The organism is Streptomyces chartreusis NRRL 3882 (assembly GCF_900236475.1).
In the GTDB taxonomy this organism is placed as follows: Bacteria; Actinomycetota; Actinomycetes; order Streptomycetales; family Streptomycetaceae; genus Streptomyces; species Streptomyces chartreusis_D.
In genome coordinates, this window is record NZ_LT963352.1 from 6,508,681 (window position 1) to 6,524,186 (window position 15,506).

Here is a 15,506-nt window from a genome sequence, read left to right on the forward strand (position 1 = left end):
ACGGGCTCCGCAGCCGTATCGAAGGCGAGAGAGCCTTAGCCGGGGCTCCGTGCGGCATGCGTCCGGATTGTGCCGTGACAAGGACCGGAGGAACAGATGAGGGTGACCCGACCGATGCTCGCGCTGAGCGGCGCGGTGGCGATACTGGCGCTGGCCGGCTGCGGATCCGGCGGCAAGGACGAGGCGGCCGTGCCGGAGGCGGTGACCGGCAGCCTGGAGCACATCGCGGCAGAGGCCAAGTGCAAGCCCGACATGCAGACCGACGCGGACGAGATCCGCCAGGCCCTCTGCAAGAAGGGCAAGGAGAAATACGTCCTCGCGACCTTCGCCACCGACCGCGGTCAGCGCGAATGGCTGAACAGCGCCAAGGACTACGGCGGCTACTACCTCGTCGGCCGCAAGTGGGTCGCCATCGGCCAGGAGAAGACGGTCACGGCGCTCCAGGGCACCCTCGGCGGAACCATGGAGGAGGGCTCCGAGCACATGAACCCCGGCGGCAGCCACAACAAGGGCGGTCACGACGGCGGCAGCCATCACGGCTGACCGCGCGGGCCGGGGCGAGCGAAAGCCGGCGGTGGGAAATCCCACCGCCGGCTTTCCGCTGCTTTACCGAGTGAGGACTACTGGCAGTCCTCGCCGTTGTTGATGCACTGGACCATCTCGTTCATCACGTTCTCGTCGAAGAAGTTGATGAAGTCGTTGTGGTCGGTGATCGCCTTGTGCAGCTGCTCCGGGAAGGAGTCCACCGCGAACGCGTTCTGGATCTGCCCGTTGTTGATCTGCGGCGCCGGGACGTCGTAGACCAGGCGGACCTGGAGCTGGGGGATCGCCTTGAAGCCGTTCGAGCAGCTGCCGTCCGCCTCCACGAAGTCCACGTGGGTGCGGTGGTTGGCGCTGTCGATGTTCTGGCCGTCCCAGCAGCTCTGGAAGTTGGACGTCCGCACCACGGAGCTGCCCTCGGGGCAGATCGGGTACTTGTCCGTCACCTGCCGGTCCTCGAAGCCGGTGCAGCTCCAGGAGGTGTTGGCGTTGTTCAGGCCGTTGGTGAAGGACTTGGCGTCACCGGTGATGATGCGCAGGGCCTTCGGCATCGCGACGACGTCGCTCGTCCGGTTGCCGACGAACTTCAGCTGGGCCTCGGCGGGCTCGACGATCTTGCCGACGTTGCCGTCCTGACCGCCACCGGGCTGGCCCTGGTCGATGTCCTGAGTACCGTCCTGGATACGGATGACCGGCCAGAAGTACGACGACTTGTCGCCCTGGTTCTGGCAGGACGTCTCGGCGTTCGCCAGGTCCTCGTCGCTCGCGAAGGCGTTGTTGCTCTGGTTGCCGACGTAGTCGTGCTGGTGCTGCGCGCCGTTGGAGACGCCGGGCGCCACGATCACGTTGTCCGAGTTGCGGTTCTCGTTCTCGTTGGTGCCGCAGTTCGTGGTGAACGAGCCCGTGGAACCACCGTCGCCGTTCGCGGCGAGGCCGTTCGGCAGGTTGCGGGAGTTCGGCTGGACATCCTCGATGTTGATGAAGTCGTCGGCCACCGGGCCGTTGCCGGCCTGACCGCCGTTGCCGCCCTGACCCTGGTCCTGGCCGTTGTCACCGCCCTGGTCCTGACCGCCGTTGTTCTGGCCCTGGTCCTGACCGTCGTTGTTCTGGCCGTCGTTGTTCTGGCCGCCCCCGGCGTTGCCGTCGTTGGTGTTCGCGTCGGCGGCCATGCCCTTGCACTCGGCCATCTGGGCGAGGTTGTCCGGGGCCTGTCCGCCCACCCGCCGGATGTTGATGCCGATCCGGTCGATGGCCGCGGTCCGCTTCGACTTCAGCGGGCCGAGGATGGCGTTGTTGACGAAGCCCGGGTCACCGGCCTGAGCCTGGCGCGTGGAGGCGAGCCGGGTGTAGGCCTCGCTGATCTGCTTGTCGAGGTTCGCCAGCTCCTTGTCCACCCCCTGGCGGGCACCGTCCGGCACATCGGTCAGTTGCTGTCCGACGTCCGGGCACTGGATCGTGGCGATCTGCGCGCCCGCGGACTTCGTCTGGTTCGCCGAGTTCTCCTCATGCGCCGAGGCATAGAAGTTTGCCCAGATCAGCCCGCCCCCACCGAGCGCTAGGGCCGCCGATGCGGCTATGGCCTTGGTGGCCAGCGGCGTCCGGCGTTTTCTTGTGTTGCGTCCCATGGAACTCCTCTGACTTCCTTTTTCGGGGGCATCGAGGCGCCCGACAGGAGTGAAGCGGCTCCCTTCCATACGGAGGCCGTCCCAGGGGTGTTCAGATGTCTCGGAAATTGATGCGAGATTCGTGAGGGAGCTGTGTTCTCAACAGCCCCTGTCACACCGGGAGTTGTTGATCCCCGACCGTGGGTGAAAAGCCGGTCCGATATCACCGGCCGTGGTCGAGATACGCGAGAACCGCCAGCACGCGCCGGTTGTCGTCGTCCGAGACCTCCAGTCCCAGTTTGGCGAAGATGTTCGCGGTGTGCTTGGCGATCGCCCGTTCCGTCACGACCAGCCTGCCCGCGATCGCCGCGTTGGACCGGCCCTGCGCCATCAGCTCCAGCACCTCCCGCTCCCGGGGCGTCAGCCGGGCCAGCGGTCGGTCGTCGCCGGACTGCCGCGCCAGCAGCTGCTGGATGACCTGCGGATCCATCGCCGTACCACCGGCGGCGACCCGCCGCACCGCGTCCACGAACTGCTCGGCGTCGAACACCCGGTCCTTCAGCAGGTATCCGACGCCGCCGCTGCCGTCGGCGAGCAGCTCCCGCGCGTACAGCTGCTCCACGTGCTGGGAGAGCACCAGCACCGGCAGCCCGGGCCGCTTCCTGCGGGCGTCGAGCGCGCACTGCAGCCCCTCGTCGGTGTGCGTGGGCGGCAGGCGGACGTCGACCACGGCGACGTCCGGCTCCAGCTCGGCCAGCGCGGCGGCCAGTTCGGGCCCGGACTCGACGGCCGCCGCGATCTCGAAGTCGTGCGCCTGGAGCAGCCGGACGAGTCCGTCGCGCAGCAGGAAGAGGTCTTCGGCTAGGACAACGCGCAAGGGATCTCCATGGTGACCATGGTGGGACCGCCCGCGGGGCTGCCGACGGCCAGGACGCCGTCGAATGTACCCAGTCGCCGCTCGACCCCGGCCAGCCCCGAACCGGCCCCGATCACCGCACCGCCCTTGCCGTTGTCGGTGACGGTCGCCCGCAGACGGCCGTCCGCGTGGTGCAGGTCGATCCAGATCCGGTCGGCGCCGGAGTGCTTCACGGCGTTGGTGAGCACCTCGCTCACGGCGAAGTACGCGGCCGACTCCACGGGCGCCTCCGCCCGCCCGGGCAGGTCCACGTTCACCTCGGTGACCACCGGCAACCGCAGCGCCAGCGCCCGTACGGCGTCGCCCAGTCCGCGCTCGGCCAGGACCGGCGGATGGATGCCGCGCACCAGCTCGCGTAGCTCGGACAGCGCCTCGACCGAGGACCTGCGGGCCTGCGCGATCAGCTCCTTGGCCTTGGCCGGGTCCTTGTCGAGGAGCGCCTCGATGGTGCCCAGGTCCATGCCGACCGCGACCAGCCGGGCCTGGGCACCGTCGTGCAGGTCCCGTTCGATGCGCCGCAGTTCGGCGGCGGAGGTGTCGACGGCATCGCGCCGCGTCTCGGTCAGGACCCGCACCCGCTCGGCCAGTGCGCGCTGGCCCGAGCCCAGCACGGCCTGGGTGAGCCGGAAGTGGACGTCCAGCAGCAGCGGGGTGAGGAAGTGCGCGAAGAAGAGGACGACCAGACCCAGGGCGGCGGCACCGAACGCCGACAGCTGCCCGGTGACCTCGACGAAGCCGTACCAGTACCCCTCGGGGAAGACCCGCCACAGCCCGGCCGCGAGGGCGAACCCCTCCAACGGGTACAGCCACAGCGCGGCCGGCAGCAGCGCGGTGAGGAACCCCGCCGTCATGTCGACCGGCAGCCACATCTGGTCCCGCCAGGTCGCCGGGTCGCGCAGCATCCCGAACGTGCGCGACCACGGATTGGCGTCCCTCGGCAGCGGCCGGTACGCCGGAGGTATCCGCACCCCGCCCCACTCCGCCGCGAGCACCCGCCGCCAGTTCGCGAACGCCCGCACCCCCTTCAGTACGTACGGCGTCGTGACGAGCCCGATCCCGATCGGGATGAGCGCCATGGACACCAGGGACAGGGTGAAGCACAGCACCGCCCCCGGCAGGGAGACCAGGGCGACCCCCAGCCCCCGCATCGCCGCGAGTACGAGGCCCCGCCCCTTCGTGCGCCCGTTGCCGCTCTTCATGTCGGTGGTCATGGCGTCAGTCTCGCCGAGCGGGGGTGCGGGGTCACTGGGCCGGAACACCCGCTCCAGGGGTGGTGCTACGTACACCTCGCACGCCTCAGCCCGTCCCCAGCACCTTCGCCTCCACCTCCGGGTCGAGGCCCGAGCTCGGCCGGTCCGGGCGCTGGGGCGCCACCCCGCCGACGTCCTGGAGCCACCGCCACGTGTCGGCCACGGTCTCTTCCACGGGCCGGCAGCTCAGCCCCGCCGCGACCGCCCGGGAGACGTCCCTGTTGTGCAGGGCGTCGTGCAGGTCACTGCCCGGCGGCACCCACACCGGCAGCTCGGTCCACGGCTGGATGCCCGCCCGGAGGATCACCTCCGGCTCGGTCCAGCGGAGTTCGGCCGCGCCGCCGGTGACCCGTGCGCAGGTGTCCAGCAGCTCGCCCATCGTGGTGTGCCCCTGCGGACTGACCAGGTTGTACGGCCCGCTCAGCTCCCGCTCCGACGCGTGCAGGACCCACTCGGCCAGGTCACGGACGTCCACGTACTGGAGGGCCAGCTCGCGCGGGCCCGGGGCCAGCACCGGGCCGCCGCGCGCCATCCGGCCCAGCCACCAGGGCAGCCGGCCGATGTTCTCGTACGGGCCGAGGATCAGCCCGGCCCGGACGAGCACCGACCGGTCCTCGCCGAAGGCGTCCAGCACGGCCAGTTCACCACCGCGCTTGTCCTGTGCGTACGCGGTCTGCTCCGCGTCGGCCGAGGCGCCCTCCACCAGCGGCGCGTCCTCGCCGTGCCCGGCGCTCCGGGGCCACGCGTACACCGAGCAGCTCGACACGTACACGTACCGACGGGCGCGGCCCCGCAGCAGCCGCGCCGCGTCCCGCACCGCCCGGGGCGCCGCTGACCAGGTGTCGACCACGACGTCCCACTCGCCCGGGTCCTCGGCGAGGGCGGCCGGACCGCCGGGCGTGCTGCGGTCGCCGAGCAGCGACCGCACGCCCGGCGGTGCCTCGTGCCGCCCCCGGTGGAAGACGGTCACCTCCCAGCCCCGCCCCAGGGCCGCCTCCACGACGGCCCGGCCCACGAACTCCGTACCACCCAGCATCAGAAGTCTCATGCCGTCGACCCTGCCCGCCGGGGCGGCGGGACGGAACGCGTGTCTGCCGTCAGCAGACGGGCGGGTACCGGCGGCTCAGCCACCCACGGGGGGCACGTACTTGTAGCCGACCCGGCGCACCGTGCGGATCGTGTCGCGGTGTTCGGCCCCCAGCTTGCGGCGCAGGCGGGCGATGTGGACGTCGACCGTACGGCCGTCGCCCACGTGCCCGTAGCCCCACACCGTGCCGACCAGCTGGTCGCGGGTGTGCACCCGGCCCGGATGCGCCACCAGGTGGGCCAGCAGCTCGAACTCCAGATACGTGAGATCGAGCGGCCGCCCGGCCACCTCGGCGGTGCGCTGCACGGTGTCGACCCGGATCGGCGGCTCGCCGCCCGGCTCGGGCCCCGCGGGGCCCGCGGTGTCGTGAAGGCCCGCGGGGCCTCCGGGACGGGCGGCCTGCGGCCGGTCCGGCACCGCCACCGGGAACGGCGGCTGCTGGTCGGCCGGGACGAGCACCAAAAAGCCGATCATCGGCGGCTGCCCGGGGAGCGTGGGCAGGGTGTGCTGCGGCGCCGGCAGCCAAGTGGCGCCCGGGGGCAGCAGATCCGCGACCGTCACCACCTCGTCCCGGTCGACGGCACGCAGCCGGTGCCGGGGCCCGGTGGCCGACGGGGAGTTGACGGGGGCGGCGGTGGACAGGGAACGAGTGGTCGCCATGAGAGGTCAGCTCTTTCGCGCGAGGAGTTCGTCGGGAGGATCGACGGCCGCGAGTTCGTGGTCGGGCTCGCCGAGGACGTACGCGGTTCGCGCTGGCCGAAGGCCGGGGTGTACGGCTTTAGAGGGCCGGCGCGTTCGTCGCGCGGCAACACACCCGGTCGAAGTCGTGGTCCTGACGGGACGGCCAGAAGGGCTCGAGGTCATGGCGACCCGTCGCGGTGTGCTTCTGGTAGCTGGCCATGGGGCCATTGAAGCAGACCGGTACCGGGTGCCGGGACCCTCCTCTCACACCTTGGACACCGACCGGGAGAGCGGACGGCCGGCCGGACGGAGGCCCACCCGGCCAACGCGAAGGGGCGCCCACCGCGAACGGTGGGCGCCCCTCGGGAGCCTTGTGGCGTCGGTCAGACCTGGCCGGCCTTCTCCAGCGCCGAGCAGCAGGTGTCGACGAGCAGGCGGGTCACCACGTACGGGTCGACGTTGGCGTTCGGACGGCGGTCCTCGATGTAGCCCTTGCCGTCCTTCTCGACCTGCCACGGGATACGGACCGAGGCGCCGCGGTTGGACACGCCGTAGGAGTACTCGTTCCACGGGGCGGTCTCGTGCAGACCGGTCAGGCGGTCGTCGATGCCGGCGCCGTAGTTCTTGACGTGGTCGAGGGGCTTGGAGCCCTCACCGAGCGACTCGCACGCGGTGATGATCGCGTCGTAGCCCTCGCGCATCGCCTTGGTGGAGAAGTTGGTGTGCGCACCGGCGCCGTTCCAGTCGCCCTTCACCGGCTTCGGGTCAAGCGTCGCCGCGACGTCGAAGTCCTCGGCGGTGCGGTAGAGCAGCCAGCGGGCCACCCACAGCTGGTCGGAGACCTCCAGCGGGGCGAGCGGGCCGACCTGGAACTCCCACTGGCCGGGCATGACCTCGGCGTTGATGCCGGAGATGCCCAGACCCGCCTTCAGGCAGTTCTCCAGGTGGGCCTCGACGACGTCACGGCCGAAGATCTCGTCGGCGCCGACACCGCAGTAGTAGCCGCCCTGCGGGGCCGGGAAGCCGCCCTTGGGGAAGCCGAGCGGGTAACCGTCCTTGAAGAAGGTGTACTCCTGCTCGATGCCGAAGATCGGCTCCTGGGCCGCGAACTTCTCGGCGACCTCGGCCAGCGCGGCACGGGTGTTGCTGGCGTGCGGGGTGAGGTCGATGTTCAGGACCTCGCACAGCACCAGGACGTCGTCGCCGCCGCGGATCGGGTCCGGGCAGGTGAAGACCGGCTTGAGCACGCAGTCCGAGGCGTGGCCCTCGGCCTGGTTGGTGGAGGACCCGTCGAAACCCCAGATGGGCAGCGCGTCGAGACCGGCGGGGGAGCCCGAGATGATCTTGGTCTTGGAACGCAGCTTGGCCGTCGGCTCGGTGCCGTCGATCCAGATGTACTCAGCCTTGAAGGTCACGGGCCACATCCTTCGGGGGTGTGTCTGGGCGCGTATCGCGGGTGCTTGCGGCGCTGCGGCACTGGGGCGCCGCGTCAATGCCCGGCAGCCTGTCAACAGGCGATTTCCCGGCCATTGCTCGAATGTGAACCCCGTGTTACCTGGTGTCGTTGTGCCCTACCTCACGTTGTGAGGGCGTTTGCCCCCGAGGGACGGGCTGGTCACCGGCTCCCCTCCGTCAAGCCGGTGACCAGAACCCGATGACCGGTGCCGCGTGGCCCGGACACGCCGGTCCTGCCGCTCCTGGCCGGGAGCGGCAGGACCGCTGACACGTACGAGGAGGCGGCCGAAAGGCGGGCCGCCGCCTCAGTGACTCACTCGTCCTCGTTCGCCCGGCGTCACCCCACCTTCTCGATCACGGCCCGGCGGATCAGGAACTTGCCGGGCTCACGGACCTGTTCGAAAGCCGCGTTGTTGAGCAGCACACAGCTGCCGGAGACCGAAGTGACCTCCACCGTCGTGGACTTGTCGTTGTCCAGGTTGGTGACCTTCAGCTTCGTGCCGGCCGGGAACTGGTTGCTGGACGCGGCGGGCGCACCACCCTCGCCGGAGAGCGTGACGGTGGAGCCGTTGCACACCTGCTGCCCGGAGGCCGCGGCGCCACCGCCGGGGTTCTCCGCGGGAGCGGACTGCGCGGGCTGCCCGGGGTTCTCCGCGGGGGCGGACTGGGCGGGCTGCGCGGGCGGGGTGGCCTGGGAGTCCTGAGCCGACTCCCCGGCCACGCAGCCCGACGCCTCCTGCTTCCGCTCGATCTCCGCGACGACCGCCTCGCGGTTGGCGATCCGCGCCTCGGACTGCGCGTCCGGGTTGGCCCGCTGGTCCGCGATGAACTTCTGGTTGTTGCCGAGGGCGGTGGCGAGACCCAGGCATACCGTCGACTCCGCCGCCGACTTGGGGGTCTGTGCGGCGTTCGACGTGCTCGCCATGACGAAGGCCCCGCCGCCCGCCACGGTCGCCGCGCTCACCAGCAGCGCGATCTTCTTCTTCGTACCGAGAGTTCTCCTGCGCGACATGCGCGCCTCCTGAGAGGTAGGGGAGCGTACGTCGCTATGTACGAGATACCGAACGAGGTTACTCAGCGGTTACAGGAGTCACTGACGTAACGTGCGTCACACGGAAACGAGATCTCTACCGGGAGAGGGCGCCCCGGACGGCCTCGTCGGTGCGCGCGACCACCGCCGTACCGTCGTCCGCGGTGATGATCGGCCGCTGGATCAGCTTGGGATGCTCGGCGAGGGCCTTGATCCACTGCTCCCGCGAACCGGCGTCCCTGGGCCACTCCTTGACGCCGAGTTCCTTGGCGGCGTCCTCCTGGGTGCGGGTGATGTCCCAGGGCTCCAGTCCGAGCCGGTCCAGCACGCCCCGGATCTCGTCCTCGCTCGGCACGTCCTCCAGGTAGCGGCGGACGGTGTAGTCGGCGCCCTCGGCGTCGAGCAGCTTCACGGCACTGCGGCACTTCGAACAGGCCGGGTTGATCCAGATCTCCATGGGCCTACGGTACGCCCTCCTGACGCCGGGGAGCGTGGGCCCGAAACCCGTTCTCCACTTGCGTCACGCCACCCCCGAAAGCCCTTGTGGCCAGGGCCTTTTGTCAGTGGTGGGCAGTAGAATAGAAGCAGTGTTCGAGGGTGGCGCCGGGATCGCCGAGGACTCCGGTGTGCCGCCCTGACCGCGACAGGAGGATGCCTGTGCCCGCTGCCGCACTCAAGCCGAAGCCGCTGCCCACCCAGTCCACCGCGAAGCGCCCCGTCCTGCTCGACCTGCCGTACGCGCCCCTGGAGAAGCGGCCGCTGCCGCCGGGCCGGCCGCGCGAGTGGTACGTCACGCACAACCGTCGCCTCAAGGCGATGCGCCTCGCCATCGCCCTGCTCGACTCCGGCGTCCACACGCCGAACCAGGCCCGCAACGAGACGATCCGCGACACGGCGGAACTGATCGGCGTACACCCGCCGTCGGACACGACGTGCCACATGGTGAGGGCGTTCATGCGCTACTCGCGCTGAGCTGACTGACCTGACCTGAGCTCAGCTGGGCCGGAGCGCCGGGTGCCCTTCTCCAGGGTGCCCGGCGCTCGTGTTCGACCCCCTTCAGCCCGCCGCCAGCTCCTTCTCCAGCGGCGTCCGGAAGCGTGGCGTGATCCTGGTCGTCCCCACCCACCCGCTCAGCCGCTCCGCTTCCTCCCCGATCGCCGCGAGCGCCTCCCGGCCCACCCCCTCCTCGTCGAGGATCCGCCAGACGATCTCCCCGCCGGGCCGCTGGGCCCACCCGCCGACCACGCGTCCGTTCCACCACACCGTCGGCCCGACGTTCCCGCTGCGGTCGAACAGCCGGGGCCGCAGCTCCGGCGCGAGATACCAGTCGCGCTGCTGCCACCCCATCGCCGTCGGGTCGAGGCCGGGCAGCAGCGCCGCCCAGGGCTCGCCGGGCGCGGCCACCTCGCCGAGGTCGCCGTCGGTCACCCATCCCGTGCCCCCGTCCAGCGACACCTGCTGCGCCCCGATCGCGGCCAGCGCCGCGCGGACCTCCGTCACGCGCCACCCCGTCCACCACTTCAGATCGGCCTCGGTCGCCGGACCGCACGCGGCGAGCCACCGTCTCAGCAACTCCGCCTGCGCCTGCGCCGGGTCCAGTTCGGGATGCTCGGGCGCGACGGCCCAGCGGAACTGGCTGGACGTCCAGGAGCCGAGCGGCCGGCCCCGTACGACCTTCCCCTCGACGCCCAGTACTCGCAGCAGCCGGGTCGAGACCGTGTGCAGGCCCTCGTAGCCCTTGCCGGCCGCGTACACGAACTGCTCCCGCAGACGCGGCTCGTCCTGGGCGAGTTCGGCCGCCGTGGCCTGCCCGCGCCGGGCGAGTGCCGCCAGCGCCGAATCCTCGACCTCCTTCAGCCAGGCCGCGTCCGGCGCCCCGGCCGCCGCCATGTCCTTGAGCAGCGCGGCCCGCTCCCGGGCGGCTACCGCCAGGCCGGTCGAGGCGTGCACGACGGCGGTCAGGGCGGTGGGGAACACGAACACCGTGTGCCGCATGCCGTGCATCCGCACCAGGGAACGGTCGTCGTACAGCGCGCGCCCGGTCTCCGTCACCGTCTCCGAGGGATCCGTGAGCCGCGCGCCCACGGCCAGGTACACCGTCGCCGGGTCCGTGCCGTGCAGGGCCACGAGCGAACCGGCGACCTCCTCGGGAGTCCCCGCCCGGGCCCGCCCCGCCAGCCGCTGCCGCAGCGCGAGCCGGGCCCGCCGCTCCGCCACCCCGATGTACCGCTGCGCCCTGCCCATGCGGCTTCCCTCCGTCACGTCCCTCCGACCCGACCAGCATCATCGCGAACCCCACTGACAATCGGGCCGTCACCCGCAACCGGACGTGCCGACCACGGCGGTGACGAACTCCCGCCGGTCACCGGGATGGTCACGGAACCACAGCCCCAACCGGTGCTCCGCCCCGGGAAGTTCCCAGTGGGTGAACCGGGCGCGCCGGGCCAGCGCCTCCGCGACGGCCCGCGTCACCGCAGGCGGGATGACCGCGTCCGTGCCCGGCACCGCGAGCACCGCCCGCCCCTCGTACCCCCGCAGGACGTCGAGCGCGGGCGACCCGCGCCAGCTTCCGGGCCGCCGGATGATCTCGCTGAACCGCCCGTCACCCGCACCGAACGGCACGTCCCACGCCTGCGCCGCGTACACCGCCGGCGCGCACAGCCCGAGTGCCGCCACGCGCTCCCCGTAGTGACGGGCGAGATCGGCCACCGTCTGGCCGCTCATGCTGAAGCCGACCAGGACCAGCGGCCCGTCCGCGCCCGCGCGGGCGTCGATGACGGACACGGCCTGCTCGAAGCGGCGGCGCAGGCTCAGCTCCCGCAGCAGGCCGGTGCTCTCCCCGTGCCCGGAGAAGTCGAAGGAGAGGGCGCGGCAGCCCTGGGCGGCGAACTCCTCCAGCAGCGGAACCAGCCGGTCCTTGCTGCCGTTGCCCGCGCCGTGCAGCAGGACGGCGGTCGCCCTGGCCGGCTCGCCCGGGCCGGTGCCACCGGACAGCCCGCTGAGTCGTTCACCGTCGACGGCATGCGTGAAGGGGATCAGCTCACTCATACGGCCATTCACTCACGCGCCCGGGGGCTGCTGACAGGCGGTCACACCGGGGCGATCACAGACCCGGCGCTCCCCACACCGGGAACCAGCGGCCCAGGTCCTGCTCGATCGGCAGGTCGTCGGCGAGCGCCGCCCGCACCTGGAGTTCCAGCGCGTGGTCACGCCGCTGTGCCTTTCCGGGCAGGGGCGCGAACGGGTAGAAGGTGCCGCGCTTGTAGAGGTAGACCAGCCCGAGCCGCCGGCCCGACCGGTCCCGGAACCCGGCCAGTGAGCACAGGAGTTGGGGGCCGAAGCCGTTGACCTCCATCTGGCTGTTCACGGCGTGCAGGTCCGTCACGAGCGGGGCCAGCTGGTCGGGGGCGCGGTGCGAGACCAGCCAGGAGTAGCCGTAGTCGTCCTGCCGCAGTTCCACCGGCGGGCCGTCGCGGTCGGTGTCCGCGTCCAGCAGTGCCTGCACCTCGCGGTGGGTCTGCTCGAAGGCCGCGCCCTCGACCGTGGCGAAGCACACCGCGCCCTGCCCGGTCGGGGTGAGGCCCGCCGCGGCCTCCAGGGTCACGGCCGCCGACGGCAGCGCGAAGAGCCGGTCGAGATCCGGCGCGACCGGCTTCGTGCGGCCGAGCAGAATGTCCAGCAGCCCCATGCCCCGCTCACACTCCTCCGGGTGCCGTCGCCTCGCCCAGCTCGGCGGAGATCCGGCCCAGCTGGTCGAGCCGCTGCTCCAGGCTCGGGTGGGTCGAGAAGAGCCGCGCGACACCGGGCTCACGGCCCAGCGCCGGCGTGAAGTAGAAGGCGTTGAAGGCCTGGGCCGTGCGCAGGTCCTTCGTCGGGATGCGCGCGATGTCCCCGGACACCTTGGTGAGGGCGGAGGCCAGCGCCGAGGGCCGGCCGGTGAGCAGCGCCGCCGCACGGTCCGCGGCCAGCTCCCGGTACCGGGACAGGGAGCGGATCAGCAGGAAGCTCAGCGCGTACACGGCCGCCGACACGCCCATCACCGCGGCGAAGACCACCGCCGTGTTCTGGTCCCGCCGGCCCCCGCCGAACAGCTGCGAGTAGAAGGCGAACCGCACGATCAGCCCGGCGAGCACCCCGAGGAACGAGGCGACCGTGATCACGGCGACGTCCTTGTGCGCCACATGCGACAGCTCGTGCGCGAGCACGCCCTCCAGCTCGGCCGGGTCCAGCCGCCTGAGCAGCCCGGTCGTCACACAGACCACGGCATGGTCGGGATTCCGCCCCGTAGCGAACGCGTTGGGCATGTCCATACGGGACACGGCCACCACCGGCTTGGGCATGTCCGCGATGGCGCACAGCCGGTCCACGACCCCGTGCAGCTCGGGATATTCCTCCCGCTCCACGACCCGCCCGTGCATCGCGAACAGCGCGACCCGGTCCGAGAACCAGTACTGCGCCCCGAGCACCGCCGCCGCGACCAGCACGACCAGCACCCACGACTTCAGCAGCACGATCAATGCCGCGACGAACCCCACGTACACCATCCCAAGCAGGAACAGCGTGATCCCCATACGGGTGGTCAACCGCCGGTCGCTCCGGAAGCGGCTGTGCATCTGCATCACCCCGCAGTCAGGCACTCGTCCCACTGCCAGTGTGCACCCGCCCCGGCCCATGAACGGGTCGCGATCACCCCCAGGCCGGGCAAAGGCGTCAGCCGTCCCGGGCCACCGCGTACCCGGGCACGGACGGCCACCGAACCGTCAGCACGACCGACTCCTCCTCGGCGAACCAGGAGTGATCGACCCCGCGCCCCCACACCACGTAGTCGCCCTGCCGCTCCAGCAGGACGCTGCGACCGGGAAGGTCCACCCGGAAGCGCCCGCTGATGAGAACCAGCAGTGCGGTCCGCTCCTCGCCCCGCACCCACCGCGACCGCTCGTCGCCGGCCGGGTGGACACCCCACTTGATCTCGACGGCCTCGCTGTGACGCGGATCGCCGACGTCCTTGAAGTGCCCGAGGAGCCACCCCCGGTCCAGCGCCGCGTCCTTGCCCGCGTTGCCCACGTACACACCGTCGTCCACGCGGCCGGACGCTAGCAGCTGCCTTGATCGGCCCGCGCTCTAGTACGGCGCCCGGAAGTTGATGTACCCGAGCAGCACGATCACCGCGGCCACGCAGCCGAGCACCACGGCCGTCGACACCCATGACGAGCGGGACCCGCGGCCGGACGACCGGTGGTCGGGCTCGGGGCGGAAGGGCACGGGCCCGGGCGGGTTGTGCTTCCAGCGCGCGGCGAGCATACGGGCCCGCGCCGAGGGCTCCTTGTGCTCGGCGCTGTCCGCCCATCCGAGGTCGAACTCGCGCTCCTGGCCGTCCTGTCCGTGCTCGGGCATCTCCCGCTCCACCCCCGTGTGGTCCTGCCAGCAGAATAGAACAGACGACCGCGCCTCCGCTGCCCGTACGGACGGCGGAGGCGCGGTCGTGATGCCTCGATCAGGCGTCGATCACACGTCGAAGTACAGCTCGAACTCGTGCGGGTGCGGACGCAGCTGCAGCGGCGCGATCTCGTTCGTGCGCTTGTAGTCGATCCACGTCTCGATCAGGTCCGGCGTGAACACGTCGCCCTGGAGGAGGAACTCGTGGTCGGCCTCGAGGGAGTCGAGGACGGCCGGGAGCGAGGTCGGGACCTGCGGGACGCCCGCGTGCTCCTCGGGGGCGAGCTCGTAGAGGTCCTTGTCGATCGGCTCGGCCGGCTCGATCTTGTTCTTGATGCCGTCCAGGCCGGCGAGCAGCAGCGCCGAGAACGCCAGGTACGGGTTGCCGGAGGAGTCGGGCGCGCGGAACTCGACGCGCTTGGCCTTCGGGTTGGAGCCCGTGATCGGGATACGCATGGCCGCGGAGCGGTTGCGCTGCGAGTAGACCAGGTTCACCGGCGCCTCGAAGCCCGGGACCAGGCGGTGGTACGAGTTCACCGTCGGGTTGGTGAAGGCCAGCAGCGACGGGGCGTGCTTGAGGATGCCGCCGATGTAGTAGCGGGCGGTGTCCGACAGGCCCGCGTAGCCGGCCTCGTCGTAGAAGAGCGGGGAGCCGCCCTGCCACAGCGACTGGTGGACGTGCATGCCCGAGCCGTTGTCACCGAAGATCGGCTTCGGCATGAAGGTCGCGGTCTTGCCGTTCTGCCACGCCACGTTCTTCACGATGTACTTGAAGAGCTGGAGGTCGTCGGCGGCGGCGAGCAGCGTGTTGAACTTGTAGTTGATCTCGGCCTGGCCGGCGGTGCCCACCTCGTGGTGCTGGCGCTCGACCTTCAGACCGGCCCGGTCCAGCTCCAGGGAGATCTGGGCACGCAGGTCGGCGAAGTGGTCGACCGGCGGGACCGGGAAGTAGCCGCCCTTGTAGCGGACCTTGTAACCACGGTTGTCCTCGACGGCACCGGTGTTCCAGGCGCCGGCCTCGGAGTCGATGTGGTAGAAGGACTCGTTCGCGCTGGTCGCGAAGCGGACGGAGTCGAAGACGTAGAACTCGGCCTCGGGACCGAAGTACGCGGTGTCGGCGATCCCGGTGGACGCGAGGTAGGCCTCGGCCTTCTTCGCCACGTTCCGCGGGTCACGGGAGTACTGCTCGCCCGTGATCGGGTCGTGGATGAAGAAGTTGATGTTCAGCGTCTTGTCACGGCGGAACGGGTCGACACGGGCGGTCGACAGGTCCGCGCGCAGCGCCATGTCGGACTCGTGGATGGCCTGGAAGCCGCGGATGGACGAGCCGTCGAAGGCCAGCTCCTCGTCCGCGTCGAACGCCTCAGCAGGCACCGTGAAGTGCTGCATCACGCCCGGCAGGTCGCAGAAGCGGACGTCGATGAACTTGACGTCCTCGTCCGCGATGAACTTCTTGGCCTCGTCGGCGTTCTGGAACATCCAGCTCCTCCTACTCCCGACCGTCCCG

At 71.0% G+C, this 15,506-nt stretch carries 18 protein-coding genes; 2 read left to right on the forward strand and 16 right to left on the reverse strand.

Annotated elements, in window-relative coordinates; translation table 11 throughout:
- Positions 1 to 96: 96 nt before the first annotated feature.
- On the forward strand, positions 97 to 543 hold the full coding sequence (locus SCNRRL3882_RS29390) for a hypothetical protein (RefSeq protein WP_010037069.1): 447 nt from the start codon (positions 97 to 99) through the stop codon (positions 541 to 543).
- A 77-nt stretch (positions 544 to 620) separates the two neighbouring features.
- Here SCNRRL3882_RS29390 and SCNRRL3882_RS29395 read toward each other — a convergent pair whose 3' ends face one another.
- From SCNRRL3882_RS29395 to SCNRRL3882_RS29430, 9 genes are all read right to left on the reverse strand, one after another.
- Positions 621 to 2,165, reverse strand: a complete 1,545-nt coding sequence (locus SCNRRL3882_RS29395) for a DUF1996 domain-containing protein (RefSeq protein ID WP_010037071.1) — start codon at positions 2,163 to 2,165, stop codon at positions 621 to 623.
- 202 nt (positions 2,166 to 2,367) lie between these two features.
- Complete coding sequence (locus SCNRRL3882_RS29400) at positions 2,368 to 3,021, reverse strand: LuxR C-terminal-related transcriptional regulator (protein ID WP_010037073.1); 654 nt, start codon at positions 3,019 to 3,021, stop codon at positions 2,368 to 2,370.
- Positions 3,006 to 4,271 (reverse strand): sensor histidine kinase, encoded by a 1,266-nt coding sequence (locus SCNRRL3882_RS29405; protein WP_010037074.1) that lies wholly within the window; start codon positions 4,269 to 4,271, stop codon positions 3,006 to 3,008. Before SCNRRL3882_RS29405 ends, SCNRRL3882_RS29400 begins: the two co-directional genes overlap by 16 nt.
- An 85-nt stretch (positions 4,272 to 4,356) precedes the next feature.
- Positions 4,357 to 5,358, reverse strand: coding sequence for an NAD-dependent epimerase/dehydratase family protein (locus SCNRRL3882_RS29410; protein ID WP_040902832.1), 1,002 nt, complete (start codon positions 5,356 to 5,358; stop codon positions 4,357 to 4,359).
- 75 nt (positions 5,359 to 5,433) lie between these two features.
- Positions 5,434 to 6,057, reverse strand: coding sequence for a winged helix-turn-helix domain-containing protein (locus SCNRRL3882_RS29415; RefSeq protein WP_010037076.1), 624 nt, complete (start codon positions 6,055 to 6,057; stop codon positions 5,434 to 5,436).
- Between the two features lie 118 nt (positions 6,058 to 6,175).
- Positions 6,176 to 6,298, reverse strand: a complete 123-nt coding sequence (locus SCNRRL3882_RS42290) for a hypothetical protein (protein WP_010037077.1) — start codon at positions 6,296 to 6,298, stop codon at positions 6,176 to 6,178.
- Positions 6,299 to 6,461: 163 nt separating this feature from the next.
- Positions 6,462 to 7,493: a glutamine synthetase gene (gene glnII, locus SCNRRL3882_RS29420; RefSeq protein ID WP_010037078.1), complete on the reverse strand. Its 1,032-nt coding sequence runs from the start codon at positions 7,491 to 7,493 to the stop codon at positions 6,462 to 6,464.
- A 377-nt stretch (positions 7,494 to 7,870) separates the two neighbouring features.
- Positions 7,871 to 8,545 (reverse strand): hypothetical protein, encoded by a 675-nt coding sequence (locus SCNRRL3882_RS29425; RefSeq protein ID WP_010037079.1) that lies wholly within the window; start codon positions 8,543 to 8,545, stop codon positions 7,871 to 7,873.
- Positions 8,546 to 8,660: 115 nt separating this feature from the next.
- Positions 8,661 to 9,020: an arsenate reductase family protein gene (locus SCNRRL3882_RS29430; RefSeq protein WP_010037081.1), complete on the reverse strand. Its 360-nt coding sequence runs from the start codon at positions 9,018 to 9,020 to the stop codon at positions 8,661 to 8,663.
- A 200-nt stretch (positions 9,021 to 9,220) separates the two neighbouring features.
- On the opposite strand from SCNRRL3882_RS29430, the gene SCNRRL3882_RS29435 reads away from it, so the two are divergent.
- Positions 9,221 to 9,535, forward strand: coding sequence for a hypothetical protein (locus SCNRRL3882_RS29435; protein ID WP_010037082.1), 315 nt, complete (start codon positions 9,221 to 9,223; stop codon positions 9,533 to 9,535).
- Between the two features lie 84 nt (positions 9,536 to 9,619).
- On the opposite strand, the gene SCNRRL3882_RS29440 is transcribed toward SCNRRL3882_RS29435, so the two are convergent.
- From SCNRRL3882_RS29440 to glnA, 7 genes are all read right to left on the reverse strand, one after another.
- On the reverse strand, positions 9,620 to 10,807 hold the full coding sequence (locus SCNRRL3882_RS29440; protein ID WP_010037084.1) for a winged helix DNA-binding domain-containing protein: 1,188 nt from the start codon (positions 10,805 to 10,807) through the stop codon (positions 9,620 to 9,622).
- A 69-nt stretch (positions 10,808 to 10,876) separates the two neighbouring features.
- Positions 10,877 to 11,611 (reverse strand): alpha/beta hydrolase, encoded by a 735-nt coding sequence (locus tag SCNRRL3882_RS29445; protein WP_010037085.1) that lies wholly within the window; start codon positions 11,609 to 11,611, stop codon positions 10,877 to 10,879.
- Positions 11,612 to 11,666: 55 nt separating this feature from the next.
- Positions 11,667 to 12,251: a PspA-associated protein PspAB gene (gene pspAB, locus SCNRRL3882_RS29450; protein WP_010037086.1), complete on the reverse strand. Its 585-nt coding sequence runs from the start codon at positions 12,249 to 12,251 to the stop codon at positions 11,667 to 11,669.
- Positions 12,252 to 12,258: 7 nt separating this feature from the next.
- The gene (htpX, locus tag SCNRRL3882_RS29455) at positions 12,259 to 13,176 is read right to left on the reverse strand and encodes a zinc metalloprotease HtpX (protein ID WP_029180973.1); all 918 of its coding nucleotides are present in this window, start codon (positions 13,174 to 13,176) and stop codon (positions 12,259 to 12,261) included.
- A 97-nt stretch (positions 13,177 to 13,273) separates the two neighbouring features.
- Complete coding sequence (locus SCNRRL3882_RS29460) at positions 13,274 to 13,645, reverse strand: hypothetical protein (RefSeq protein WP_010037116.1); 372 nt, start codon at positions 13,643 to 13,645, stop codon at positions 13,274 to 13,276.
- Between the two features lie 39 nt (positions 13,646 to 13,684).
- Positions 13,685 to 13,957, reverse strand: a complete 273-nt coding sequence (locus SCNRRL3882_RS29465) for a hypothetical protein (protein ID WP_029180974.1) — start codon at positions 13,955 to 13,957, stop codon at positions 13,685 to 13,687.
- A 111-nt stretch (positions 13,958 to 14,068) separates the two neighbouring features.
- Positions 14,069 to 15,478 carry a type I glutamate--ammonia ligase gene (gene glnA / locus SCNRRL3882_RS29470; RefSeq protein ID WP_010037121.1) on the reverse strand — a complete coding sequence of 470 codons (1,410 nt, stop codon included), beginning with the start codon at positions 15,476 to 15,478 and terminating at the stop codon, positions 14,069 to 14,071.
- Between the last annotated feature and the right edge of the window lie 28 nt (positions 15,479 to 15,506).